The sequence below is a fragment of the Enterovibrio coralii genome, from assembly GCF_001559595.1.
Lineage (GTDB): Bacteria > Pseudomonadota > Gammaproteobacteria > Enterobacterales > Vibrionaceae > Enterovibrio > Enterovibrio coralii.
Genome location: NZ_LNTY01000062.1, coordinates 40548 through 66956, shown reverse-complemented (window position 1 = coordinate 66956; position 26409 = coordinate 40548). Strand labels below are relative to the sequence as shown.

The following is a 26409-nucleotide window of genomic DNA, read 5'->3' as shown; positions in this document are numbered from 1 at the left end:
AATTTAAAAGATGAGAAATACCTGAATTTTCTTCACTCTTTCTTGCAGAGTTGTTCCCTGCAGGACATAGTTAATTGAATTGACCAGAAAAACCGCAACACCAAAGGAGGGAGCCAATGGCAGTTGCAATGGAGGAGTTGGTAGCGCAAACCATATTACAAGGCGCAGATGCAATGTACGGCCGCTTTCTGGATGTCACCGCAGGCGCACAAGAACGATTTGAACAACGTGACTGGAAAAGTGTGCAGAAAGCGTTAAAAACACGCATTAGTTTCTATGATCACCACGTCGGCCTCGTCAGCCAACAACTTAAAACCATGTTGACCAAACAGCATGCCACCCGCTCCTTCCTGATGGCCGTCAAAGACGAGTACAGCCGCCTGCTTGATGATTACCCGCGCTATGACATTGCGGAGAGCTTCTTTAACTCTGTGTATTGCCGCATGTTCGACCATCGTAATATCCGACGGGACAAACTGTTTGTGAACAGCTCCCAAGGTGGCCGTATTCCGAAATACCCAACGCCGCTATTAAAACGCTACCCCTCGAAAAACAGCCTTATCCAAACCGTTGAACGCATTTTGGATGACACGCCGTTTACCTTAAATTGGGTAGATAAAGCCAGAGACGTTCACCGCATCGTTGAAGCCTTGCAGCATACGTTGGGGCCTCAACTGACCGATGAAGTGATCATCGATATGATCCGTGAGCCGTTTTTCCGAAACAAAGCGGCGTACTTGATTGGCCGTATCGACATGGCAAACCAAACGCGTCCGTTGGTGATCCCCATTTTGACCAACTCGCAGAACAAGCTTTATGTCGATGCCTGTATTGTCGATTCTGATGATGTCAGCGTGATCTTCGGCTTTGCCCGTTCTTATTTCATGGTGTACGCGCCTGCACCTGCCACCTTGGTCGATTTTCTCGGCCAATTGATGCCGCACAAAACGCCGTCTCAGCTCTATACATCCATTGGGTGTCAAAAACATGGCAAAACCGAACTTTACCGCGAGTACCTCCTTCATATGGAGCATTCAGACGATCAGTTCGTGGTTGCCCCCGGCATCAAAGGCATGGTCATGTCAGTGTTTACTCTGCCCTCCTACGGGTTTGTCTTTAAGATCATTAAAGACCGGTTTGCACCGCAAAAGGACATTACCCATGCGGTCGTCAAAGAGAAGTACAAACTGGTTAAAGAGCATGACCGTGTAGGTCGAATGGCCGACACACTGGATTACCGTAATTTCATCTTCCCGCGCGAGCGATTCAGTGATGAGCTGATTGAAGAGTTGATGGAGGTGGCACCGTCCAACATCAAGCTCACCAGTAAAGAGGTGCACATTCGCCACCTTTATATGGAGCGCCGCATGATCCCGCTCAACATCTACCTTGAACAGGCTGACGATGATGAGCTCCGCGAAGCGGTACAAGAGTATGGCGATGCCATCAAACAACTTGCCGCGGCAAACATTTTTGCTGGTGACATGCTGTTTAAGAACTTCGGTGTTTCACGACACAGCCGCGTGATTTTCTACGATTACGATGAAATCTCTTACCTGACAGAGGTGAACTTCCGCCGTATTCCACCGCCTCGCTTCCCCGAGGATGAAATGGCGGCAGAGCTTGGTATAGCGTGGGGGAAAATGATGTATTCCCCGAAGAGTTCCGCACCTTCTTGTTGATCAATCCAAAGATCCGCGCCCTGTTCGATGAACTGCATGCCGATCTGTTTGATGCGAACTACTGGAAAGAGCTACAAAACAACATTCAGCACGGTCAATTCAACGACGTCTTCCCCTACAGCGACGAGTGTCGGTTTACCAATCAATAAATTTGCGAGCAAGGTTATGTGTTGTCAAAAAACTGTCGTTATTCAGGCACATAACTTGCTCAATATTTAGACACCACTTAATGTGGCAGAGTAATGCCGGAGCAATATCACAATACCAACATTGTGTTCAAAAAACGTGCATCCAGCTTTATTCAATCTGAGACAAGTGATCTAAACTAACAACTCAGTCTAATAAAAACGAATCAGGGAAGGAGGCTCAATGAGAAAATTATTGCTTGCCATCACCCTGCAATTAGTGGCTTTTTTTGCATTCGCGCAGGGTTCGTTACCGCTGTATGAATATGTTGAAGAGAACAACAAGCCTTGGTTCTCTAACTCGTTAAAAACGGGCAATCAAACCTTTGATAGCTGGACGATAAGCAGCGGCTATCACTACCCCGTGCATGAAAAAGTGAACGTGTTCCTCGCGACCGAATTAACCACCGACAGTGTGATTTCCTCGGGTGCGAAAGGTGTATCAAGTGGCGTGCAGTTTAACGTCAGTGAAGTATTGAGCTTCGACAGTAGTATCCAAGCAGAGCGCATCAACGAAGAGACGATTGGTGTGTTTGGTATGAGCAGTACTTTCCGAATTTCTGACTCGCTCAATCTCGAAGCCAAAGTTGACTACAACTTTAACCAAATGCCTCAGAACTCAACCAATTATCAGTTAGGCGTTGGCTACCGTTTCTAAAAAATACGAACGTCAAAAAACCGCCTCTCGGGGCGGTTTTTTCGTTTTGGTCACTCAGAAGTTTACAACGCTCTCGGTTCCGGACTCACCACAATGCCGTTCTTATCGGCATATAAGTAGTGTCCTGGCGCAACAAGCACACCGCCTATGCGCAAATCGACACCCACGTCGCCCAAGCCTTTTTTCTCGGTTTTGATCGGGCACACACCGAGCGCTTTAACGCCAAGGTTCATGGTGCTGAGCGCGCCCGCATCTCTGACAGCACCAAACACCACGATACCGCTCCAACCATTGGCGACCGCTTTCTCTGCGAGCAAATCACCCAACAACGCACGGTTAAGATTGCCGTGACCGTCCACCACAAGGACACGCCCATTACCCGGTGTTGCCACAAGCTCTCGTACTTTCGAGTTGTCCTCGTAACAGCGAAGCGTCTCGATTTGCCCGAAAAAAAGCGGCTTGCCACCATAATCTTGCCACTGCACGGGTAACCAAGTGACCCCATTTTCAAATTCATCACACAAATCAGGCAGTAAATCATCCATGTTCTCTCTCCCAATCAAATGCTAACGCCAAACGTCCGATACCAGTAAACCTAGCAAGCTCGGAGAAAACAATGGGGTTATTTCCGCCAAAATGAGAGTTAGAAACAGCGAGCAAGCAGCAAAAAAGTGACGCCTTTACGCTCAAAGGGTGTAGCAATAAAGCTGAAAAAATATCGCCATATCCAAAACAATCAATTAGTCAGATCAATCAGTTTTATTTAAGTATTTAGTTTTTTATTTCAAAAACAAAATGAAGATATAACTGAGCGCATTAGTAGAATTGACCCATAAAGCGAGGAAATACGTGGGGTTTATTTAATAAAAGCTGTGATATCACCGTACTTATTGAATCGAACATATTGACCATGATCTAGCAAAATGCTCTGATAACCCGACTTTCTCTGAGTGCTGTTACACCTTGTTCACAGCTGTTGTAATAGTACGAAAAGGTTGAAACTCACTCTTAATAATTACAACGAAATTTGCAGCAAAAATGTCGCAGGCGCGGGGTTTTTGAGCGAGATTGACGTATATCAATAAAGCTTAAAAAAAATTGCGTTGATTTATTACTAAATATTGTTAGCACGCTGTTAAATGAATACAATCGTGCTATCCAATGGATTTGCTGACCAAAGAACCTTGATTGGTAGCATACAGAACGGTGACGAGAAGTTGCTCTCACCCTCTCTAAGGATGGCGTTTGATACTAGAGAAGTATGTTGATCGCTGAGTAAAACTCTTTTGATATACTTTTCTTGTTTGTAAGTTTTCTTCACAGTGTAATGTTACGCTGTGACTGTTATACCAGATTTTTTTAAGAAATTAGGTAACGCCAATGCAAACCCCTCATATTCTGATTGTTGAAGACGAGCACGTAACTCGTAATACGCTGAAAAGCATCTTCGAAGCAGAAGGTTATACCGTTCTAGAAGCCAACGATGGCGAAGAAATGCACCAAGTGCTATCTAACAATCAGGTTAACCTGGTAATCATGGACATTAACCTTCCAGGCAAAAACGGCCTGCTGCTGGCTCGCGAACTGCGTGAGCAAGGCGACATGGCTCTGATGTTCTTGACTGGCCGCGACAACGAAGTTGATAAGATCCTGGGTCTCGAAATCGGTGCGGATGATTACATCACCAAGCCATTCAACCCACGCGAACTGACTATCCGTGCTCGCAACCTGCTGACTCGTGCGATGAACCAAGGTTCTCCATTGGAAGACAAGCGTTCTGTAGACCGCTATGTATTCAACGGTTGGACGCTGGACATCAACAGCCGTTCACTGATCAGCCCAGACAACGAGCAGTTCAAACTGCCACGTTCTGAGTTCCGTGCCCTGCTGCACTTCTGCGAAAACCCAGGCAAAATCCAAACGCGTGCAGATCTTCTGAAGAAGATGACTGGCCGTGAGCTGAAGCCACACGACCGTACTGTAGACGTAACTATCCGCCGCATCCGTAAGCACTTTGAATCTTTCGGCGACACGCCAGAGATCATCGCGACTATCCACGGTGAAGGCTACCGCTTCTGTGGTGAACTGGAAGATTTCTAATTCTTCTCGTTAGAATATGAAAAGCCCGCGATTGCGGGCTTTTTGTTTTCTGGGTTAAACCACCGCCGAAGCGGTGGTCTCATCCTTATTTTTGTTTGCTGTAATCATCGAGCCACTGTTTCAAGACCTGCAAATCATGGGTATAGCCATCTTTGATTTCATCGACCCAGTCAGCAATGTTTTCCCACCACGCCGGCAGTTCAGGTGACTGCGCCTGCTGTGCAATCTTCTGGATGTGCTTCAAGCCGATAGAGCCTGCCGCGCCTTTGATTTTATGCGCTTCACTGGCGATGCCGTCTTGGTCTTTCGCTGTCATGTTGCTATCAAGGATCTTGATGTACTCCGGCATCACTTGCTCGAACATCTCAATGCTCTTGTAGACAGGCTCAGCACCCACGATATCGACATAAGACGTCAGCATTTCCAAATCAAGCAGCGTGTCTAGCACTTCACTGCCTACGACTTTAGACTCTTCCACCTTGTTCTCCTTTGTCACGCTACACTGCAGTGCCAGTCGTTCGATCACACCTGCGACGGCCACCACGCTGATCGGCTTGCTAATGGCATCATCCATGCCTTTTTTGATGTACTCGGTTTTGTCTTTGATAACGTTCGCGGTCAAAGCCACCAGCGGCGGCAGTGCTTTCCCGCTGTCTCTCAATGTTTTTGCGATATCAAAGCCCGTCATGTCGGGCAATTGGATATCGAGGAGCAAGAGATCGTAAGTTTGCGCATCAAACATCGCTAACGCTTCCTTACCGTTTCTCGCTACCAACACTGTGTGACCCAAACTTTCGAGCAGGTTTTTCGCCACGGTAATGTTGAGTTCGATGTCTTCCACCAGCAGAATTTGCAGCGGGCTTTGCTCTTCTTTAACCGTTTCTACGTTTTCAGCATGCTCGCAAAGTGGAACCGACAAGGTCAGGGTAAACACACTGCCCTCGCCCACATCACTTTCTACCGTGATGTCGCCATCCATCAATCTCGCCAGTTGACGAGAGACCGCCAGACCAATACCTGTGCCCACGGCATGCAGGTTGTCTTCACCCTGCTTCACTTGGTAGTACATGGCAAAAATCTTACTGAGCTCTTCATGCGGAATACCGATACCACTGTCTTCGATATCGAATTCCAGATGCGCCATGTCATCTTCAACATCACAGCGCACGGCAACATTCACCGCCCCCTGCTTGGTAAATTTCACCGCATTACCCACAAGGTTCCAGAGAATTTGACGCAGGCGCGTCGCATCGACTTTGATGGATGACGGCAAATCAGTAAGGCGGTCAAGACTGAAACGCAGCCCCTTTTGCTCGGCCATCAGCCACTGATGTTTTCAATCTCAGAGACAAAATCATGGAAATCGACCGGTTGAGGAGAAAGCTCCAAACGACTGCGGTCAGACTTATCCAAATCGATAATATCGTTAAAAATATTACCCAGCGTAATCGCACTGACGTGGATAGTGCGCAGGTGCCCCAACTGCTCTTTGGATAACTTGGTTTCCAGCAACATACGGCTCAAACCCACGATGCCGTTAAGCGGTGTGCGCAGTTCATGGCTGATGGTCGAGATAAACGCCGTCTTGTCACGACTCGCCTTTTCCAATGCATCTTGATAGCGCTTACGCTCGGTGATTTCGCGGCCAAAGCCGACCAATCCCAGTCGACGACCATCTCTGGCGTAGAAAGGCAGTTTACGCAGCTCAAAGTAGGCTTTGGTGCCGTCGGTGTATTCGAGCCATTGTTCATAGGTCAATGACACATTGTTGTCGAAGACTTGCTGGTCGGTTTCCACGACTTTGCTCGCCACATCTTCGCTATACACATCCCAAGGCGTGAGACCGACAAGTTCTTTCTCTTTCTTGCCTGTCAAAATTTCCATTGCCTTGTTACACCCAGAGAACTGTCCTTTCTCATTTCGGTAGTAAATCAAGTCAGGTGACGCATCGATAAACGAGCGCAGCAGTGCTGTTTGCTCAGCAAGTTCTAGCTGGGCTTTTTCACGCTGATACACCTCATTTTCAAGATCTTGCATCGCTTCTTCACGCGCTTCTTCTGCACGCTTACGCTCTTCAATTTCCTGATTAAGCTGGGTGATGTTATCGGTGAGCTGACGATTAAGCTCCATATCGCGCGAGCGCATTTCTTCGAGCTTGGAGACAAGTTTGGAGAGGCGTTGTCGCGACTCTTCTAGTTGGTCGACAACAACGGAGAGAAAATAGACCGCCCACGGGGTGATCAACAAACCGAAGAAAACAGAACGTATGATGTCACTGTTATGTACTGTGCCATTTAAAAACAGCGTAATCCCTATCTGTACCAGCACGGCGAGTGCCACAAGGGCCAACGCCAATAACATGCTGAAACGCACCAGTCCTAGCTTTACAAGCAAATCGACATAATATTGCGCCAAAAGTTTAATTTGCTTCATTGAACATCCCGATCATCACGAACTAGCGACATGATAACGGTGAGATCCTCTAATCTAAAGCAAAAGGGGATGAAACTGCGGTTACAGTGCAGCAATCGGCGCAATCGCGCCGAAAAGTAAGGTGAGTTAGAGGTCTTACGGGAAGATGTAGAGAAAGGTTAGTCCGCGTCCACCAGCTCTTTATTGCTGCTAGAGGCTATCTGGTTACGACCCGCGTTTTTAGCGCGATACAGGGCTTTATCGGCAAGCGACACCAGCTCACCGTAATCTTGTCCCGGCTTTGGCGACAAGGTGGCAATACCTTGGCTGAGCGTCAGTCGGTCTGACACCCCCGAGAACTCATGCAGCACGGAGGCAGCGGCAAGTTCAGACGCTATATTCTCCGCAACATGCATCGCACCGCTTTCCGTGGTGTTAGGAAGCAAAATCGCAAACTCTTCACCACCATAGCGCGCGACAGCATCCAGCGGACGGCGAATAACATGCTGGAACACATCTGCCACTTTGCGAAGGGCAGAGTCTCCACGTTGGTGACCATAGTTGTCATTGTATGGTTTGAAGAAGTCGATATCACAAAGGATAAGAGAAAGCGGCTCCCCTTCACGAATATGAGAGTGCCACATCTTCACCAACTGCTCATCAAAGCTTCGGCGGTTGGCAACCTTCGTCAAACCATCAACAAAGCTCAATTCCTCAAGCTCCATGATCGCATCCGCAAGTTGCTGCTGTGTGGCTTTACGTTCTGTTACGTCGCGGGCAATGACCAGCACACCGATGGTTTCATCGGTCGGGTCGACAAACTGTGTCTTGGTCATTTCATACCAGACCATGCTGCCATCGCGCTTCATCACCAGATCTTCGTATTTCACCGTCTGACCGTCGTCGAGAACAGGCTTATCCATCTTCTGGTGCTGAGCAAGAATTTCTGGCTCTACAATCTCTTCAGCCAGTTCACCTTCTAAGTCATCATGCGGCGCACCCATGGCTTCGGCAAACGCCGGATTTCCGCCCAAAAACTCGTAGTGTTTGTTGTAAATACCAATAGGATCGACGCTGGCCTGAAAAATCGAGGTCAGCAGGTTACTGTGCTTTTTCAGCTGCTGCTCAACTTCATGTCTGGCTTGAATTTCTTGCTCCATGACCTGACGCATCATGTGCCAGTTTGTTACGTCATGGCTGATACTGAGCGTGCCATAAATATGATTGTCGGTGTCGCGAAGCACAGTCTGGCTGGTTTCCAACAGACAACTGTCCCCGTTGGGGTTCGTCGTCCAGCTTTGTTGGGTTCTACGACTGGCGATGTCTTCACTGGCATTAAAGAAAAGCCCTTCGTCTTCGCGTCCTTTCCAGAATCGATCAAAGGCTTGGTTAGTACCCACCACTTTACCTTCGCGATCTTGAAAACACACAAGCTCGGCCAGCGAGTTAATCACGGTACGGAAAATCTGATTATCATCATTGACGAAAGGTTCGCTGTACACGCTTTCTGATTCCGGCTCCAGCGACACAATCCACGCGTGCTGGCCTTTGCACCAAACCGGCAAGCCGGAAAAACGCGCATAGCGGCGGATTTTTTGCGAAGAAGAGGTACGAATGTCAGAGGTGACATCGATAAACGGTGTTGGCCAGCGGCGATGGCGAAGCATCAGAGTAATGGCGTCGCGTTCTTGTTCGCTACGCATGCGAAAATCGCCGTGCTCTGTGTCGATGTCATAAAGACGGACGAAACTACGGTTGGCGAAAAAAATCCGCCCATCTTTATGAGAGATAATGGCTTTCGGGGAATGGAGGTTCGACAAATAGGATTGCCAGTTCTGAAGCGACACGACACGCTTACGCGATGCCCATAACGCCCCCACCAGAAACCCAGTCAACATCAGTACTATGCCAATTGGCCAGTCAATCATTCCTCATCCCTTGCTTGAATCCGTGGATGTTACCTTGCATTTTTGCATCGATATCACGGATTCATCTTGCCACACGGGGATGAAAGAAAACGAACTTGCTCCGCTTATTTTGCGAGCTATCAAACGGTAGTCACACAATCATGAAATATGAAACGGAGTTCCTACCAGACTTCCTTGTGCACCCTTTTCTGTCAGCACACGCGCCAACGCCGTCATGGCTAACCAGCGGTTTTCACACCATTCTGGGGCTAACAGCGTAGGTCTACGCGCACTTGCTGATACACGATGGTAAACAACGTCTGCTGGCGTTCGCAGGATCATCTCAGCGGCACTATCGACATAATCGTCAATAGAAATGGCGGACAAACGGTTCGCGCGCCACGCTTTCGCCATAATACTGCCCTCTACAATATGCAGTGGATGCAGCTTAATACCATCAACGCCCGTTTCAACGACACGTTCTATGGTCTCGATATGGTCAGCCTTGGTATCACCCGGCAGACCAACAATCAAGTGAGTACACACATTCAAGCCCAGCGCACGCGCTTTACGTGTGATGTCCTGATAGCAGGCAAAATCATGACCACGATTGATGCGTTGTAGCGTTTTATCGTTGGCGGTTTGCAAGCCAAGCTCTAACCAAATTTCATAGCCTTGCGCGCGATAGCCTGCCAGCAGCTCCAACACGGCATCTGGCACACAATCAGGACGCGTACCGACACAAAGGCCAACGATATCGGCCGTTTTCAGTGCCTCTTCGTACATGGCTTTGAGCTTTTCCACTTCCGCGTACGTGCTGGTATAAGCCTGAAAATACGCCAGATAACGCTTGGCGCGGTTTATTTCCTGTGCGCGCTGTGAAAGCTGCGTAGTCACTGAGAGTTGCTGCGCGTTTTCATCAGCAAACGAGGCCACGTTACAGAACGTACAGCCGCCACGCCCCAGCGTGCCATCTCGGTTTGGGCAGCTGAAACCACCATGAAGTGTCAGCTTGTGAACCTTTTCGCCATACCTGCGTTGTAAATCCTGACCAAAGGTATTCACCAAATGATGAAGTTCCATCGTCTACCGCCTGAAAATTTCGTGTCGTTCAAAAAAGCGGCGGATTCTAACATCGAAAATCAGCGGAAAAGCTCGACTACATCAATATTGATTGAAGTATTTCTGCCGAAAAATGAAACTTTATTACATCTCATTCACACCTAAAAATTCTGCCTTAAGCCGCCCACCCCTGAATATTCATTGATTGGTTAAAAATTCGACTTTTTATTCATAAAAAGCGAAAACTTAGGCTAAGAGAGGTTCTTTTGGTGTTATCAAAAAGCAAGTTTTTATGGTAATTAAATTTCTAAATATGTAGGATAGCTACAGCTGCGCCTAAATTGTGAGCAATAAAATTCGTTAAATACAGCACATTTTCAGAAGCTTATTTGGCGTTTTAAATAAAGCACAGCATTTCTGCATAGGATTGCAGTTAAAGGAGATGGATACAGCCCACCAAGCTGTATCTGGGCTTGGGTACGCGATGAGACACATTTGTCTCCTCAAACTTGGTACCCGCTCAGCCCGTACCCGCAACAGGTACGGCTAAAGGAAGGCAAATGCTCCCCCCAGCATTTGTGTCAACTGGAAGGACGTAAACATGACTGATTCAGTGCTACGCACAGAGGGGCTTTATGTGCCCGAAATGGAACACGACGCCTGTGGTATCGGCTTCGTCGCCCACCTCAAAAACAGAAAGTCCCACGCGATAGTAACTCAAGCACTCGACATGCTCGCGCGCATGGAACACCGCGGTGGCCAAGGCTGCGATCCATGCAGTGGTGACGGTGCTGGTATTCTTCTTCAAAAACCACACGAATTTCTGCTCGAAGAAACACGTAAAGAAGGCTTCCAACTGCCTTCTGCCGACAAATATGGTGTCGGCGTCATGTTGTTCCCTAAAGACGAAAACAAGCGTCAGCAATGTCGTGAAATTTTCGAGCGCAACGCGAAGCGCTTGGATCTAGAGGTTATTGGCTACCGCATTCTGCCAACAGATAACTCTATGATCGGCGCGGACCCACTGAGCACAGAGCCGCAATTTGAACATGCCTTTGTGACCGGCGGTGAGCACCTTTCTCTCGACGAACTGGAACGTAAACTGTTCGTCCTGCGTAACTACACAGTGCGCGTATGCCTTGAGAGCGTGTCGAACATTGGCGATGATTTCTACATCAACTCATTCTCTGCCAAGACGCTGGTATACAAAGGTCAGTTGACCACCGAGCAAGTACCTCAGTACTTCCTTGACCTGCAAAATCCTTCAATGGTCACAGCACTGGCACTGGTTCACTCTCGCTTCTCGACCAACACCTTCCCAAGATGGCGTCTGGCTCAGCCTTTCCGCTACATCGCACACAACGGTGAAATCAACACCGTACGCGGTAACTTGAACTGGATGAAGGCACGTGAAGCTCTGCTTGAGTCACACCTGTTCACTGATCAGGAACTCAAGATGCTGCTGCCAATCTGCCAAGAAGGCGCATCAGACTCGGCAAACTTCGATATGGCGCTGGAACTGCTGGTTCTGAGCGGTCGCAGCCTGCCACATACTCTGATGATGATGGTGCCAGAAGCGTGGCAAGAGAAGAAAGACATGGACCCGAAACTCCGTGCTTTCTACCAGTACCATGCAAACATCATGGAACCTTGGGATGGCCCAGCATCAGTGTGTTTCACCGATGGTGTGAAAGTGGGTGCAACCCTTGACCGTAATGGTCTGCGTCCTAGCCGTTATACCGTAACCAAAGACGATTTCCTCATCATGGCATCCGAGTCTGGTGTTGTTGAAATCGCGCCGGAAAACGTGCACTTCCGTGGCCGTCTGCAACCAGGTCGTATCTTTGTTGCTGACCTAGAGCAAGGCCGCATCATTTCTGACGAAGAAGTGAAAAACGAAATCGCCTCTGCACAGCCTTATCAAGAGTGGGTTGAGAAAAACCTGCTGCAACTAGATAAGCTGCCAGAAGCCGATACCAAACATCAGCAGCCGTCACCAGAGCGTCTGTTGCATCACCAACAAGCATTTGGTGTTACGTCTGAAGAAGTGAACGAAATCATCGTTCCTATGGCAAAAGACGGCAAAGAGCCGTTGGGTGCGATGGGTGCAGACTGGCCACTGGCGATTCTGTCTCACCAATCTCAGCACTTGTCTAACTACTTCAAGCAGTTGTTTGCACAGGTAACCAACCCGCCGATCGACCCGATCCGTGAGCGCATGGTTATGTCTCTGAAAACTTACCTTGGTAAGGATCAGAACCTGCTGGTTGAATCACCAATCCACTGCCGCAAGGTAGAGTTGGAATCGCCAGTACTGAGCAACGCTGAACTGGAAAAACTGCGTGCGATCGACAACGACCACCTGCAAGCGAAAACACTGGATATCGTGTTCCGTGCAAGTGGCGAACCAGGCAAACTGGAGCGCGCGCTGAAGCGTATTTGTCAGTACGCAGAAGATGCGGTCATCGATGGCTACTCCATCATCTTGCTGACTGACCGTGCAGTAAACTCAAACCACGCTGCTATCCCAGCTATGCTGGCAGTGGGCGCGGTTCACCACCACCTGATCCGTAAAGGGCTGCGTGCAAAAGCGGACATCGTTATCGAAACCGGTGACGCGCGCGAAACCCATCACTTCGCCACTCTCGTTGGCTATGGTGCGAATGCTGTTAACCCGTACCTGGTCTACGAAACTCTGGTCGATTTGCAGCGCACGAAGAAACTGGATCCAGAAGCGGATGTGGATGCGCTGTTCGAGAACTACCGCAAGTCAATCAATGCTGGCCTGCTGAAAATCTTCTCGAAGATGGGTATCTCTACCCTGCAGTCTTACCACGGTGCACAGATTTTCGAAGCGCTGGGTGTTAGCAAAGCAGTGGTAGACAAATACTTCACCGGTACGGTTTCTCGTATTCAAGGTCTGAGCATTGACGATATCGCACGTGAAGTGCTGGTTCGTCACCGCTTCGGTTACCCAACACGTGAAATCCCAATCCAAACACTGGATGTGGGCGGCGTGTACCAGTGGAAACAGCGTGGTGAGAAACACCTGTTTAACCCTGAAACTATCCACTTGCTGCAAAACTCAACGCGCAACAAGGATAAGAAACAATTTAAAGAATACTGCCATGCAGTAGACAGCCAAGGTGATGACGCAGCAACCCTGCGTAGCCAGTTCGACTTTGTGAAAAACCCAGCGGGTAGCATTCCTCTGGAAGAGGTTGAGCCGGTAGAAAACATCCTGAAGCGTTTCGCGACAGGTGCGATGAGCTTTGGCTCTATCTCTCATGAGGCGCACTCTACCCTAGCGATTGCGATGAACCGTATCGGTGCTAAATCGAACTCTGGTGAAGGCGGTGAGGACCCAGTCCGTTTTGACAAGAAAGAAAACGGTGATTGGGAACGCTCTGCGATCAAGCAGGTGGCTTCAGGTCGTTTCGGTGTCACCTCTTACTACCTTGCTAACGCTGATGAAATTCAGATCAAGATGGCGCAAGGCGCGAAGCCGGGTGAAGGTGGTCAGCTTCCAGGTCACAAGGTTGATGACTGGATTGGTCGCACGCGTCACTCCACCCCAGGGGTTGGTCTGATTTCACCACCGCCACACCACGATATCTACTCTATCGAAGACTTGGCGCAGCTGATTTATGACCTGAAGAATGCAAACCGCAAAGCACGTGTTAACGTGAAGCTGGTTTCCGAAGCAGGCGTAGGTACGATTGCATCAGGTGTTGCGAAAGCGAAAGCTGACGTTGTTCTGATTGCAGGCTTCGATGGCGGTACGGGTGCATCACCACTGTCATCTATCAAGCACGCGGGTCTACCGTGGGAGCTGGGTCTGGCAGAAACACACCAAACACTGCTGAAAAACGGTCTGCGTAACCGTATCGTTGTTCAGTCAGACGGTCAGATGAAAACGCCACGCGACCTTGCAGTTGCAACACTGTTGGGTGCAGAGGAGTGGGGCGTAGCAACCGCAGCACTGGTTGTTGAAGGTTGTATCATGATGCGTAAGTGTCACCTCAACACCTGTCCTGTAGGTATCGCCACTCAGAACAAGACTCTGCGTGAGCGCTTTGATGGCCGCGTAGAAGACATCGTGACCTTCTTCACTTACATGGCAGAAGGCCTGCGTGAAATCATGGCAGAGCTGGGTTACCGCTCTATCAACGAAATGGTTGGTCAATCTCAACACCTGAAAGTTCGCTCTGACATCGGTCACTGGAAATACCAGAACCTGGATCTCAACGTTGTTCTGTACAAAGAAGAGCCACGTGAAGGCGATGCAATGTACTGCCAGGTTGAGCAAAACCACGGTCTGGAAACTGTCCTTGACCGCCGCCTGATTGAAGCCGCATCGAGCGCGCTTTACGAAGGCCGTAAGGTAGATGCTGAGTTCGCTATCGTGAACACCGACCGCAGTGCTGGTACCATGCTGTCGAACGAAATCTCTAAGATTTACAAAGACCAAGGTCTGCCTGAGCAAATGAACGTGAAGTTCAAAGGCTCTGCGGGTCAAAGCTTCGGTGCCTTCTTGGCGAAAGGCGTGACCTTCACCGTTGAAGGTGATGCGAACGACTACTGGGGTAAAGGTCTGTCTGGCGGTACGCTGGTGCTCTACCCAGACGCGAAGAGTGACATCATCGCAGAAGACAACATCGTCGTCGGTAACGTGTGTTTCTACGGCGCAACCTCCGGTGATTCATACATCCGCGGTGTCGCAGGTGAGCGTTTCTGTGTACGTAACTCAGGCGCGAAAGTGGTTGTTGAAGGTATCGGTGACCACGGCTGTGAATACATGACAGGCGGTGTGGCTATCGTTCTGGGTCAAACCGGACGTAACTTCGCAGCAGGTATGAGCGGCGGTGTGGCCTACGTTTGGGATCAGTTCAACGACTTCGAAACCAAGCTCAACCCAGAGCTGGTTGACCTGGATCCATTGGATGCAGAAGACATCGAATTGCTGACTGAGATGATCACCAAGCACCATGCTCTGACCGGCAGTACGGTTGCAGAAACATTCCTTTCTAACCTTGAGGAAAACCTCAACCACATCGTGAAAGTAATGCCACGTGACTACAAAGCCGTGTTGCAGAAACGCAAGGAAGAAGCCGCAAACAAGGAAGAAGTGGAGGCTGTAAATGGGTAAGCCAACGGGATTTCTAGAATTTGGCCGCGAACTGCCGGCCAAAAAAGACCCATCTGTTCGTATTCAGGACAACAAGGAATTTGTACTGAACGAAGAGTTTGGAACCAAGATTAACGAACAATCATCACGTTGTATGGACTGTGGTGTACCTTTCTGTCACAACGGCTGTCCGATCGGTAACATCATTCCTGAGTTCAACGACGCGGTGTATCGCGATAGCTGGGAAGAAGCGTGGAACATTCTGAGCTCTACCAATAACTTCCCAGAATTCACAGGCCGGGTTTGCCCGGCTCCTTGTGAAAGTTCATGTGTATTGGGTATTAACCAAGACCCAATCACTATCTGTAACATCGAAAAAACCATCGTCGAGACGGCTTACCGCGAACTACGCCAAGCCAAAAACGCCAACCTCTCGCACTGGCAAGAAAGTGGCGATCATCGGCTCTGGTCCTGCGGGTCTTTCCGCGGCAGAGCAGCTTAACAGCGCAGGTCACTCTGTGACTGTGTTTGAGCGTGATGAGAAAGTCGGTGGTCTGCTGCGCTTTGGTATCCCTGATTTCAAACTGGGCATGGATATCATCGACCGTAAAATCAACCTGATGGCAGAAGCCGGTGTTGAGTTTGTGGTTAACGCTCACGTGGGTAAAGACGTGAACGCACAGCAAATTCGTCAGGACTACGATGTAGTGCTGCTGACCGGTGGCTCTACTGTACCGCGCGATTTGCCGATTCCGGGTCGTGATCTGAAAGGCGTGCATTTTGCGATGGAGTTCCTCGGCCAGAACAACCGCCGAGCGAACAACATGGATCTGAAAACAGAAGAGATCCATGCCAAAGACAAGCACGTTGTGGTTATCGGTGGTGGTGACACAGGCTCTGACTGTGTGGGTACCTCAAACCGTCACGGCGCGAAAAGCATCACTCAGGTGGAAATCATGCCGATCCCGCCAGAGAAACGCCCTGCAAACATGCCTTGGCCTCAGTACCCAATGATCATGCGCACCTCCACCTCTCATGAGGAAGGTTGTGATCGTCATTGGAACATTCTGACCAAAGAGTTTATTGGCGATGATGACGGCAAAGTGAAAGCACTGCGTATTGCTGACATCGTATGGAAAGATGCAGCACCGGGCGAACGTCCAAGCTTTGAAGAAGTGGCAGGCTCTGAGCGCGTGATCCCTTGTGACCAAGCGTTCTTGGCAATGGGCTTCTTGCACCCAGAACCACATGGTGTGCTGGCGCAGCTCGACGTGGCTTTGGATGATCGCGGCAACGTGGCCACCAAAGACTTCCAGACCAATCAAAAAGGTGTATTCGCTGCAGGTGATATGCGTACTGGTCAGTCACTGGTCGTGCGCTGTATCAATGAAGGTCGTGAGTGTGCGCGCGCATCGATGAATATCTGATGGGCAACACCAACCTAGAAGCAAAAGCGGATTCACTGATGCTCTCCGCATAATTATAAGTAAGTGTTATCTTCCAGTTTTGCCAGCCTCTGTGGCTGGCTTTTTTATGCTTACTTTCAGGCAATTAGCTTTAATTCCTTTCCATTTCCCAATCGCCCTTTTTCATCGAAAGCGAAACTAATCGACACTAGTCGCATTAAATCCCAACAAAAAGATCGAAAATCCTCGCCAATCACTAACGTTAATCTCTGCGACAGGGTTAAAAAATTCACCACAAAATCCTGCCTACAAGCTACCTTTTCGACATATATAGCTGTTTATTCGCAAAGTTAATGTAATGTGACGAAATTTGACCTCTTTGCAAATTATGGATAACGTGAAAGGTCGGAAAGAAAAACATGCGCCCTTTTTTAAGCGCATTACACCCAAGCATGAATGCTGATTGGTGAGAACATCATTACCCAACGATAAAAAAATCAGTCTGAATCTGAATGCCAGGAAGGCATAGAAATACTGCAGTCACTGCTTGGAGCAGTCGCAAGGGAGAATTGCAAATGTCGCTGTACGACCCTACGCTGGAGAAAGACAATTGCGGCTTTGGCCTCATCGCTCATACCGAAGGTGAAGCCAGCCATAAACTCGTCAGAACAGCCATTTCCGCACTAGACCGAATGACCCACCGAGGCGCAATAAACGCCGATGGGAAAACCGGTGATGGTTGCGGCTTATCACTTCAAAAGCCCGATTCATTTTTCCGTATCATTGCCGAAGAAAACGGCTGGACGCTAAGTAAACTCTACGGCGTCGGCATGATTTTCCTCAGCAAAGATCCAGCAAAAGCGCAGCGCGCGAAAGAGATTTTTGAGCGTGAGATCGCTGCTGAAACCCTTTCTATCGTCGGTTGGCGCGACGTGCCGACCAACCCAGATGTATTGGGTGAAATTGCGCTAAGCTCTGTGCCTCACATCGAGCAAGTGTTCATCAATGGCCCAGCGGGCTGGCGTGCTCGCGATTTGGAGCGCCGTTTGTATATCGCGCGTCGCCGCGCTGAAAAGGCTCTTGCTGACGACCCAGATTTTTATATCACCAGCTTGTCGACACGTACCATCGTGTATAAAGGCTTGTGTATGCCCGCCGATCTGCCCCGTTTTTACCTCGATTTAGCCGATCTGCGTCTTGAGTCTTCTATCTGTCTGTTCCACCAGCGCTTTTCAACGAACACCACGCCGAAATGGCCGCTGGCACAGCCGTTCCGCTATTTGGCGCACAACGGTGAAATCAACACCATTGAGGGTAACCGACAATGGGCACGAGCCCGTGCCTACAAGTTCAACTCACCGCTGCTGCCCGATTTGAAAGAAGCGGCACCGTTTGTGAATGAAACCGGTTCGGACAGCTCGAGTCTCGATAACATGCTGGAAGTCTTCTTGGCTGGCGGCATGGACTTATTCCGTGCAATGCGCATGCTGGTGCCGCCTGCGTGGCAAAACCATCCAGACATGGACCCGGATTTACGTGCGTTTTACGATTTTAACTCGATGCACATGGAGCCGTGGGACGGCCCTGCGGGTATCGTGATGTCAGACGGTCGCTACGCCGCGTGTAACCTCGACCGTAACGGCCTGCGTCCTGCGCGTTATGTGGTGACCAAAGACAAGCTCATCACTCTCGCCTCTGAAATTGGCATCTGGGATTACGCGCCGGATGAAGTCGCAGAAAAAGGCCGCGTAGGTCCGGGCGAGCTGCTGGTTATCGATACCTTTGAAGGTCAGATCTGGCACTCCGCAGACATTGATAGCGAGCTGAAAAGCCGTCACCCCTACCGCGAGTGGCTGGATGCTAACGTAAAACGCCTGACCCCGTTTGAAGAGTTGTCGACAGAAGACAATTCCGGTCAGCGCAGCATGGATGATGACGAGCTTCAGACCTACCAGAAGATGTTTGGTGTGTCCGGTGAAGAGCTCGACCAAGTGCTTCGCGTACTGGGTGATATAGGTCAGGAAGCGACGGGTTCCATGGGTGATGACACCCCCATGGCCGTGCTGTCTTCCAAAGAGCGCAACATCGCCGATTACTTCCGCCAGAAGTTTGCCCAGGTTACCAACCCGCCAATCGACCCATTGCGTGAAAACCACGTTATGTCACTCGCCACGTGTATTGGCCGTGAAATGAACGTGTTCTCAGAAACCGATGGACACGCACAGCGCGTTGCCTTCAAGAGCCCAGTGCTTCTGTACTCTGACATGGTACAACTGTTGGAGTTGGATGATGAGCACTATCGCAACAGCATCATCGACATCAACTTTGACCCTAACGAGAAAGATCTCGAACGCGCCATTATCGACCTGTGTGATCAGGTTGAGCGCGTAGTGCGTGACGGTACCGTCTTAGTCGTACTGTCTGACCGCGGCATCTCTAAAGGCAAATTGCCAATCCCAGCCGCGATGGCCGTCGGTGCTGCGCAAAAACGCCTTGTTGACAGCCAACTGCGCTGTGACGCAAACATCGTAATTGAAACCGCATCTGCTCGTGACCCTCACCAATTTGCGGTATTGCTTGGCTTCGGCGCGACCGCGGTCTATCCGTACCTTGCTTATGAATCGATCGGCAAAATGGTCGAGAAAGGTGTGGTCACCAAATCCATGAGCGAAGCCATGGTGAACTTCCGCAACGGTATCAACAAAGGGCTATTCAAGATCATGTCCAAGATGGGCATCTCGACCATTGCCTCTTACCGTTGTGCGCAGCTTTTTGAAGCTATTGGCCTTCATAGCAAGGTCGTCGATTTGTGTTTTAAAGGTGTTGCAAGCCGCATTGAAGGCGCTGATTTCACCGACTTCCAGCAAGATCTCTTTAACCTGTCGCGTCGGGCTTGGCTCAAACGCAAGCCAATCGACCACGGCGGCTTGCTGAAATATGTCCACGGCGGCGAATACCATGCCTACAACCCAGACGTGGTTAATACCCTGCAATCCGCGGTGCGCTCCGGCGAAGTCATGGATTACAAAACCTATGCGCAAACCGTAAACAGTCGTCCTGTGTCGTCGCTGCGTGACTTGATGGCACTCAAACCGGTTGAGACACCGCTTGCGCTTGATAAGGTCGAGCCAGCCAGCGAACTATTCAAACGCTTTGACTCCGCGGCCATGTCCATCGGTGCATTGAGCCCGGAAGCGCATGAGGCCCTGGCGATTGCGATGAACCGTTTGGGCGGTAACTCTAACTCGGGTGAAGGTGGTGAAGATCCGCGTCGTTTTAACTCCGAGCGCAACTCACGCATCAAGCAAATCGCATCAGGCCGATTCGGTGTTACGCCGCATTACCTGACCAATGCCGATGTGCTGCAAATCAAAGTGGCACAGGGCGCGAAACCCGGTGAAGGCGGTCAGCTACCCGGCCATAAGGTCACGGCAGAAATTGCTCGCCTGCGCTATTCCGTGCAAGGCGTTACCCTGATTTCACCGCCACCACACCACGATATCTACTCGATTGAAGACTTGGCGCAGCTCATTTTCGACCTTAAGCAGGTCAACCCGAATGCGCTGGTTTCCGTCAAACTGGTGTCTGAACCGGGTGTTGGCACCATCGCAGTGGGCGTCGCAAAAGCCTACGCCGACCTCATCACCATTTCCGGTTATGACGGCGGTACAGGTGCCAGCCACTGACTTCTGTGAAATACGCAGGCAGCCCGTGGGAGCTGGGTCTGGCGGAAACGCAACAGGCACTTGTGACCAATGGCCTTCGCCACAAAATCCGCCTGCAAGTGGATGGCGGCCTGAAAACGGGTCTCGATATCATCAAGGCCACCATTTTGGGTGCAGAGAGCTTTGGCTTCGGCACCGCACCAATGGTCGCGTTGGGTTGTAAGTACCTGCGTATTTGTCACCTCAACAACTGTGCGACCGGTGTTGCCACCCAAGATGACACCTTACGCCGCGAATACTTTAAAGGCTTGCCTGAGCAAGTGATGAACTTCTTCAAAGGCCTTGGCGAAGAAGTCCGTGACTGATGGCGCAGCTTGGCGTTGAAAAGCTGACCGACCTGATTGGTCGCACCGATCTTCTCGAAGCGGTTGACGGCTTCACGGCAAAACAGCTCAAGCTGGACCTATCCGATATTTTGGAAAGTCCGAAACCGGTTGGCGACAACACTGTCTTCTGGAGCCAGCCTAATGCACCGTTTGATAAAGCCGAGCTGAACCAGAAGCTGCTTGAAACCTTTGAAAGCGCGATTGAAAAACGCCGCGCGGCGAGTGCGTATCTCGATATCCGCAACACCGACCGCTCGGTGGGAGCTTCGCTATCGGGGGCTATCGCCAAGCGTTACGGCAACCAAGGCATGGCAGCCACACCACTTGAAATCCACTTGCAAGGTACGGCGGGTCAGTCGTTCGGTGTGTGGAATGCAGGAGGCGTGAACCTAACCCTGACCGGCGATGCCAACGACTATGTCGGCAAAGGCATGGCGGGCGGTAACATCGTCATCAAATCACCGGTTGGCTCTGCGTTTAATTCGCACGAGTCCACCATCATAGGTAACACCTGCCTTTACGGGGCAACGGGCGGCAAGCTCTTCGCGTCCGGTAAAGCTGGCGAGCGTTTCGCAGTGCGTAACTCGGGTGCCCTTGCCGTGGTGGAAGGTGCCGGTGACAACGCCTGCGAGTATATGACTGGCGGCATCATTGCCATCTTGGGTCATACTGGCGTGAACTTTGGTGCTGGTATGACAGGCGGCTTTGCTTACGTGCTTGATGAGAGCGGGGATTTCGCAGGTCGCGTCAACCCAGAACTGGTTGAAGCGTTAACGCTCGATAACCTCACGATTCATCAAGAACACCTCCGTGGACTCATTGATCAACACTTCGAGCTAACAGGCTCGTGTCGCGCACAGGAAATCCTGACCGACTTTGAACAATGGATCAGTAAATTCTATCTGGTGAAGCCAAAAGCAGCGGACGTACGCTCACTGCTCGGTCACCAAAGCCGAAGCGCAGCAGAGCTGCGTGTTCAGGCGCAGTAACGGAGGACCTTATGAGCCAGAACGTATACCAATTTATCGACGTGCAGCGCATTGACCCGCGTAAAAAACCGATCAAAGCGCGAAAGACACAGTTCATTGAAATCTATGAACCTTTCAATCACAAGCAAGCTTCTGCCCAGGCAGATCGCTGTCTAGATTGTGGTAACCCTTACTGTGAGTGGAAGTGCCCTGTACACAACTACATTCCACAATGGCTGAAACTGGCCAACGAAGGTCGCATCATTGAAGCAGTGGAGTTGTCTCACCAAACCAACAGCTTGCCTGAAGTGTGTGGCCGAGTTTGTCCGCAAGACCGTCTTTGTGAAGGCTCTTGTACCCTGAATGACGATTTCGGCGCGGTGACCATAGGTAACATCGAAAAGTACATCACCGACAAAGCGTTTGAGATGGGCTGGAAACCAGACATGTCAGGCGTCGAATGGACAGACAAGAAAGTCGCGATTGTAGGTGCTGGCCCTGCAGGCCTTGCATGTGCAGATGTGCTGGTCAGAAACGGCGTCAAACCCGTGGTCTTTGACCGATACCCTGAGATTGGCGGCCTGCTGACTTTTGGTATTCCGTCATTCAAACTGGAAAAAGACGTCATGCGAAATCGTCAGCGCGTCTTTTCTGAAATGGGCGTGGAATTCAAACTCAATACTGAGGTGGGCTTAGACGTTACCATGGAAGATCTGCTGAAAGACTATGATGCAGTGTTCCTTGGCGTGGGCACCTACAAATCCATGCGTGCGGGTTTGGAAAACGAAGAAGCAGAAGGTGTGTTTGACGCCCTGCCGTTCTTGATTGCCAACACCTACCGTGTCATGGAGCTTGAGCAAGAAACAGCACCCGATTTCATCGACATGGCAGGCAAGAAAGTGGTTGTACTCGGTGGTGGTGACACCGCCATGGACTGTGTCCGCACTTCCATTCGCCAAAGCGCGAAAAGCGTGGTGTGTGCCTATCGTCGTGATGAAGCTAACATGCCAGGCTCTCGCCGTGAGGTGAAAAACGCGCGCGAGGAAGGGTGAACTTTATGTTCAACCTGCAACCACTCGGTATCGAACTGGACGCCAGCGGCAAAGTCAGCGGCGTGAAAGTGGTGAAAACCGAGTTGGGTGAGCCAGATGACGCAGGCCGTCGCCGTCCGCAGCCAGTGGAAGGTAGCGAGCATATTCTGCCGGCCGATGCCGTCATCATGGCCTTTGGCTTCCAGCCACATCAAATGTCTTGGCTTGAACCGTTCGATGTCGAATTGGACCAGTGGGGCCGCATCAAAGCACCGTCACAAGGTGCCTTTGCCTACCAGACCACCAACGAGAAAATCTTCGCAGGTGGTGATGCCGTGCGCGGTTCGGATCTGGTGGTAACCGCCATTGATGAAGGCCGAAAAGCTGCAGAAGGCATCATGGACTTTTTAGAGGTCTAACCCCTCCTTTGCGAGAACTTTCACGCCTTAATGAAAAACCTCCCTCTCATGGGAGGTTTTTTTCTTATGCAGATCAAAGACTCATCCTGTTACCATCGAACTCGCGCCCTGCGCCTCGTTACCCTTTTCTCCAAGTAAACTAATCTCAGGATGATTCATGTACCAAGGACAACTTAAACCCGTCCGCCCCGAACAACGCCCGCAATTTTCTGCACTGATGACCGCCGCCTTTTTAGGTGACCCGGCAGCACGCTACCTATGGCAAGATGCCCACCAGTTCCTGTCCGTTTTTCCCGAATATTCCCTGCTCTATCAAGGCACGGCGATTGAAGATGGCACAGCTTGGGCTACCGAGGACTTTTCTGCCGCCATTGCTTGGCTCGCGCCGGGACGCTTGCCTGATGCAGATAAAATCAAAACCTTGGCACTCGACACCTGCACGCCTGACGTGAAAGAAGACACGCTGCGCTTTTTTGATGAACTCGACGCCTATTTCCCCGATGAGCCTTGCTGGTACTTGCCACTTGTCGGCGTTGATCCGGCCTTTATGGGTAATGGTCGCGGCCATTTTTTGATGGAACAATCGCTCGCGGTGGTCGATGAAAGCGGCTTGCCCGCCTATTTAGAATCCTCCAATCCCCGCAACGTGGATTTTTACCGCCAGTTTGGTTTTGAGCCTTTAGCGACCGTCTCGCTAGGCGGACGCGAACTTTCAACACCTATGTATCGACCAGCCAAGCAAGAGACCGGCTTACGATAATACGACCACAAATTTGAGTGAAATGCTCGCTCGACAAGCAGAGTTATTATCTGTCTTTCAAGCTACGTGATACACTCTCCCAATTGACACAAACTCAACGAGAACATAGATGAAAATCGGTATTATCGGTGCGATGGAGCAGGAAGTTACCCTGCTGAAAAACCTGATCAATAACTGCCAACTGCAAGAAATTGCAGGCTCAAAATTCTACACTGGCGACCTGAACGGCGTAGACGTGGTTCTGCTGCAATCAGGTATCGGTAAAGTCGCTGCTGCGCTGAGCACTGCAGTGCTGCTGGATCGCTTCAAGCCATCTTTGGTTATCAACACTGGCTCTGCGGGTGGTTTTGACTCTACGCTGAACCTGGGTGATGTGGTTATCTCAACGGACGTTGCGTACCACGATGCTGACGTAACTGCATTCGGTTACACCATGGGTCAAATGGCAGGCCAACCTGCAACCTTCACGTCAGACGAGAAGTTGATGAACGTGGCGGAGCAAGCACTGGCAGCAATGGAACCCGCACCTCACGCAGTACGCGGCTTGATCTGTACTGGCGATGCGTTTGTTCACACAGCAGAGCGTCAAGAGTACATCCGCAAACACTTCCCATCTGTGATTGCAGTAGAAATGGAAGCGGCGGCGATTGCACAAACCTGTCACCAGTTCAAAGTACCGTTTGTGGTTGTTCGTGCAATCTCTGACGTTGCAGACAAAGAATCACCAATGACATTTGACGAGTTCCTGCCTCTGGCAGCGAAAAGTTCAAGTGCAATGGTAGAAAAAATGGTTGAGCTGCTGAAAGCATAATGACCGAGCTCCCCACGCCGATTGGTGCCCTGCTGGACCATTCGACCCTGCTGGCAATGTGGGGAGCACTTATTTTGCATTGGTTTTTCCCCTTACCCGCACACGTTTCACCCCTGACACTTTGGCGTCGCGTCGCACTCGCCATCGCTGAAAAAGTCAATCACACAGAAGATCATGAGAGTCAGCAACGACTGGCTGGTGCGCTGTCGCTTGCCATCATGTGGCTCACCATTGCGGTATTGCTCGTCGCACTCAAGCAATTGGTTTGGACGGTGTGGCTGTTTGATTTGCTATTACTTTGGTTTGCTTTGGCATGGAAACCCGTCACCACGGTCGCCTTCAATGTCGAGCAAGCACTTAACCGTGATGACAAACCTGCTGCGCGAAATGCCCTGTCCGAGATACTCAATCGCGACACCTGCTCCTTGTCTCCCGTCGGCATTGCCAAAGCAGGCTGTGAAACCCTGCTCGCAGGCTACGCGCGCGGATTGATAGGGGTGCTATTTTGGTATGCGATGGGTGGTGGCATTGGTGCATTTCTCTACGCGCTGGTGGTGCAACTGGCACGTTGTTGGCCAACACGTCGTCACGAATATGTCGATTTTGGCTTGCCCGCCGCTGCAATGCTCACTGTGATGGACTGGCTTCCAACTCGCCTTTTTGCCGTTCTCATCGCAACAGGCCTTCGCTTTAATCAAGCCATTGAGGCGATTCGATTAAGTGGAAACCAATGGTCGGTAAATGGTATCGGCTGGCTACTCGCCTCATCCGGTGCCAAATTTCAGGTCGCTTTGGGTGGCCCTGCAATTTACGACAGTGACAAAATTTCGCGCCCGACACTCGGTGGCGTGATCACCCCTTCTTCACTGCATCTGGCAATACTGAATCAACAGCTCAGGCAGAAAGCCCTGATTTGGATTACCATCCAAAGCTTTCTTATGTGGTTCGCACACGGATTATTATGATGTTTCGTTTTCTGGTTCTCCTTCTCTGTCTGCCAGCAATGGCGATGGCAGAGCCGCTTCGCGTGATAAGTCTTTCGCCTCACACCACCGAACTTGCCTATGAAGCAGGTCTTGGTGACAACTTGGTCGCCGTCAGTGCCCATAGTGACTATCCGCCTGAGGCTTTGGAGCTTGAACAAGTCGCCAACTATCGCGGCATTAATATCGAACGCGTGGTAACGCTTAAGCCGGATTTGGTCTTAGCGTGGAAAGGCGGCAACCCAGACAAAGAACTGGCCAAGCTGGAAAGGTTAGGTATCAAGGTTTTCTACTCTAACCCACATTCGCTCTATGAAGCGGCTGACAACATTGAAAAGCTCGGCAAATGGTCAGACGCGCCAGATCTTGCCAAGCAACGTGCGGACGATATTCGCCAAGCACTACAGAACGTCGAGCAGGCTCAAGAAGGCAAACCAGAAGTGGCGTATTTCTACCAGCTAAGCGACACCCCACTTCTGACCAACAATGGCGATCATTGGCCACAGCCACTCTTTGACCTATGTGGCGGCAAGAATATTTTCGCCAACAGTTCAGCACCTTACCCACAAGTCAGTGTTGAGCAAGTGGTCGTTCGAAAGCCCGACGCCATTTTCTATCCTAATACCCGAGAGAAACCAGAAGCTCTGTGGTCAGCATGGGCCGACTATGTGCCTGCCGTGAAAAATGACCACATTTATTCTGTCACGGGCGACTGGCTAAACCGTCCAACGCCGCGTGCATTGAAAGCCGTTGAGCAGATTTGTGCGGCCATGGACAAAGTAAGAAGCGATCTCGGTCACTAATTCGAAATTCTCACTCCAAACAAGTGATTACTCTCGATGGCTA

General features: G+C 50.4%; 10 protein-coding genes and 5 pseudogenes. 11 read left to right on the top strand and 4 right to left on the bottom strand.

Features of this window, described 5'->3' with window-relative positions; genetic code table 11:
* Nucleotides 1–116 precede the first annotated feature (116 nt).
* Both aceK and ATN88_RS24835 read left to right on the top strand, forming a co-directional pair.
* A pseudogene (gene aceK, locus ATN88_RS24840) lies at nucleotides 117–1831 on the top strand (bifunctional isocitrate dehydrogenase kinase/phosphatase).
* A gap of 220 nt (nucleotides 1832–2051) precedes the next feature.
* Entirely contained in the window at nucleotides 2052–2525 is a 474-nt protein-coding gene (locus tag ATN88_RS24835) for a hypothetical protein (RefSeq protein WP_067420124.1), read from the top strand.
* A 62-nt stretch (nucleotides 2526–2587) separates the two neighbouring features.
* Here the strand turns inward: ATN88_RS24835 and ATN88_RS24830 are convergent, their stop codons facing one another.
* Complete coding sequence (locus tag ATN88_RS24830) at nucleotides 2588–3070, bottom strand: putative 4-hydroxy-4-methyl-2-oxoglutarate aldolase (protein ID WP_067420123.1); 483 nt, start codon at nucleotides 3068–3070, stop codon at nucleotides 2588–2590.
* An 835-nt stretch (nucleotides 3071–3905) separates the two neighbouring features.
* On the opposite strand from ATN88_RS24830, the gene arcA reads away from it, so the two are divergent.
* Nucleotides 3906–4625 carry a two-component system response regulator ArcA gene (gene arcA, locus ATN88_RS24825; RefSeq protein ID WP_067420122.1) on the top strand — a complete coding sequence of 240 codons (720 nt, stop codon included), beginning with the start codon at nucleotides 3906–3908 and terminating at the stop codon, nucleotides 4623–4625.
* 85 nt (nucleotides 4626–4710) lie between these two features.
* Here the strand turns inward: arcA and arcB are convergent.
* From arcB to ATN88_RS24810, 3 genes and pseudogenes are all read right to left on the bottom strand, one after another.
* Nucleotides 4711–7058: pseudogene (arcB, locus tag ATN88_RS24820) on the bottom strand (aerobic respiration two-component sensor histidine kinase ArcB).
* A gap of 158 nt (nucleotides 7059–7216) precedes the next feature.
* Nucleotides 7217–8965 carry a sensor domain-containing diguanylate cyclase gene (locus ATN88_RS24815; RefSeq protein ID WP_067420121.1) on the bottom strand — a complete coding sequence of 583 codons (1749 nt, stop codon included), beginning with the start codon at nucleotides 8963–8965 and terminating at the stop codon, nucleotides 7217–7219.
* Nucleotides 8966–9103: 138 nt separating this feature from the next.
* Nucleotides 9104–10027 (bottom strand): TIGR01212 family radical SAM protein, encoded by a 924-nt coding sequence (locus ATN88_RS24810; protein ID WP_067420120.1) that lies wholly within the window; start codon nucleotides 10025–10027, stop codon nucleotides 9104–9106.
* Between the two features lie 580 nt (nucleotides 10028–10607).
* Between ATN88_RS24810 and gltB (ATN88_RS24805) the strand changes: the two genes are divergently transcribed.
* The 8 genes and pseudogenes from gltB (ATN88_RS24805) to btuF all read left to right on the top strand — a co-directional run bounded on the left by gltB (ATN88_RS24805) (nucleotide 10608) and on the right by btuF (nucleotide 26366).
* Nucleotides 10608–15155 carry a glutamate synthase large subunit gene (gene gltB, locus ATN88_RS24805; protein WP_067420119.1) on the top strand — a complete coding sequence of 1516 codons (4548 nt, stop codon included), beginning with the start codon at nucleotides 10608–10610 and terminating at the stop codon, nucleotides 15153–15155.
* Nucleotides 15148–16614, top strand: a pseudogene (locus ATN88_RS28715) (glutamate synthase subunit beta). Before gltB (ATN88_RS24805) ends, ATN88_RS28715 begins: the two are co-directional and overlap by 8 nt.
* 501 nt (nucleotides 16615–17115) lie before the next feature.
* Nucleotides 17116–21580: pseudogene (gltB, locus tag ATN88_RS24795) on the top strand (glutamate synthase large subunit).
* Nucleotides 21581–21591: 11 nt separating this feature from the next.
* A pseudogene (locus ATN88_RS24790) lies at nucleotides 21592–23009 on the top strand (FAD-dependent oxidoreductase).
* A gap of 157 nt (nucleotides 23010–23166) precedes the next feature.
* The gene (locus tag ATN88_RS24785) at nucleotides 23167–23769 is read left to right on the top strand and encodes a GNAT family N-acetyltransferase (protein ID WP_067420118.1); all 603 of its coding nucleotides are present in this window, start codon (nucleotides 23167–23169) and stop codon (nucleotides 23767–23769) included.
* 109 nt (nucleotides 23770–23878) lie between these two features.
* Nucleotides 23879–24580, top strand: a complete 702-nt coding sequence (gene mtnN / locus ATN88_RS24780) for a 5'-methylthioadenosine/S-adenosylhomocysteine nucleosidase (RefSeq protein WP_067420117.1) — start codon at nucleotides 23879–23881, stop codon at nucleotides 24578–24580.
* Complete coding sequence (locus tag ATN88_RS24775) at nucleotides 24580–25545, top strand: cobalamin biosynthesis family protein (protein ID WP_067420116.1); 966 nt, start codon at nucleotides 24580–24582, stop codon at nucleotides 25543–25545. Before mtnN ends, ATN88_RS24775 begins: the two co-directional genes overlap by 1 nt.
* Nucleotides 25545–26366: a vitamin B12 ABC transporter substrate-binding protein BtuF gene (gene btuF, locus ATN88_RS24770; RefSeq protein ID WP_067420115.1), complete on the top strand. Its 822-nt coding sequence runs from the start codon at nucleotides 25545–25547 to the stop codon at nucleotides 26364–26366. Before ATN88_RS24775 ends, btuF begins: the two co-directional genes overlap by 1 nt.
* The last annotated feature ends 43 nt before the right edge of the window (nucleotides 26367–26409 follow it).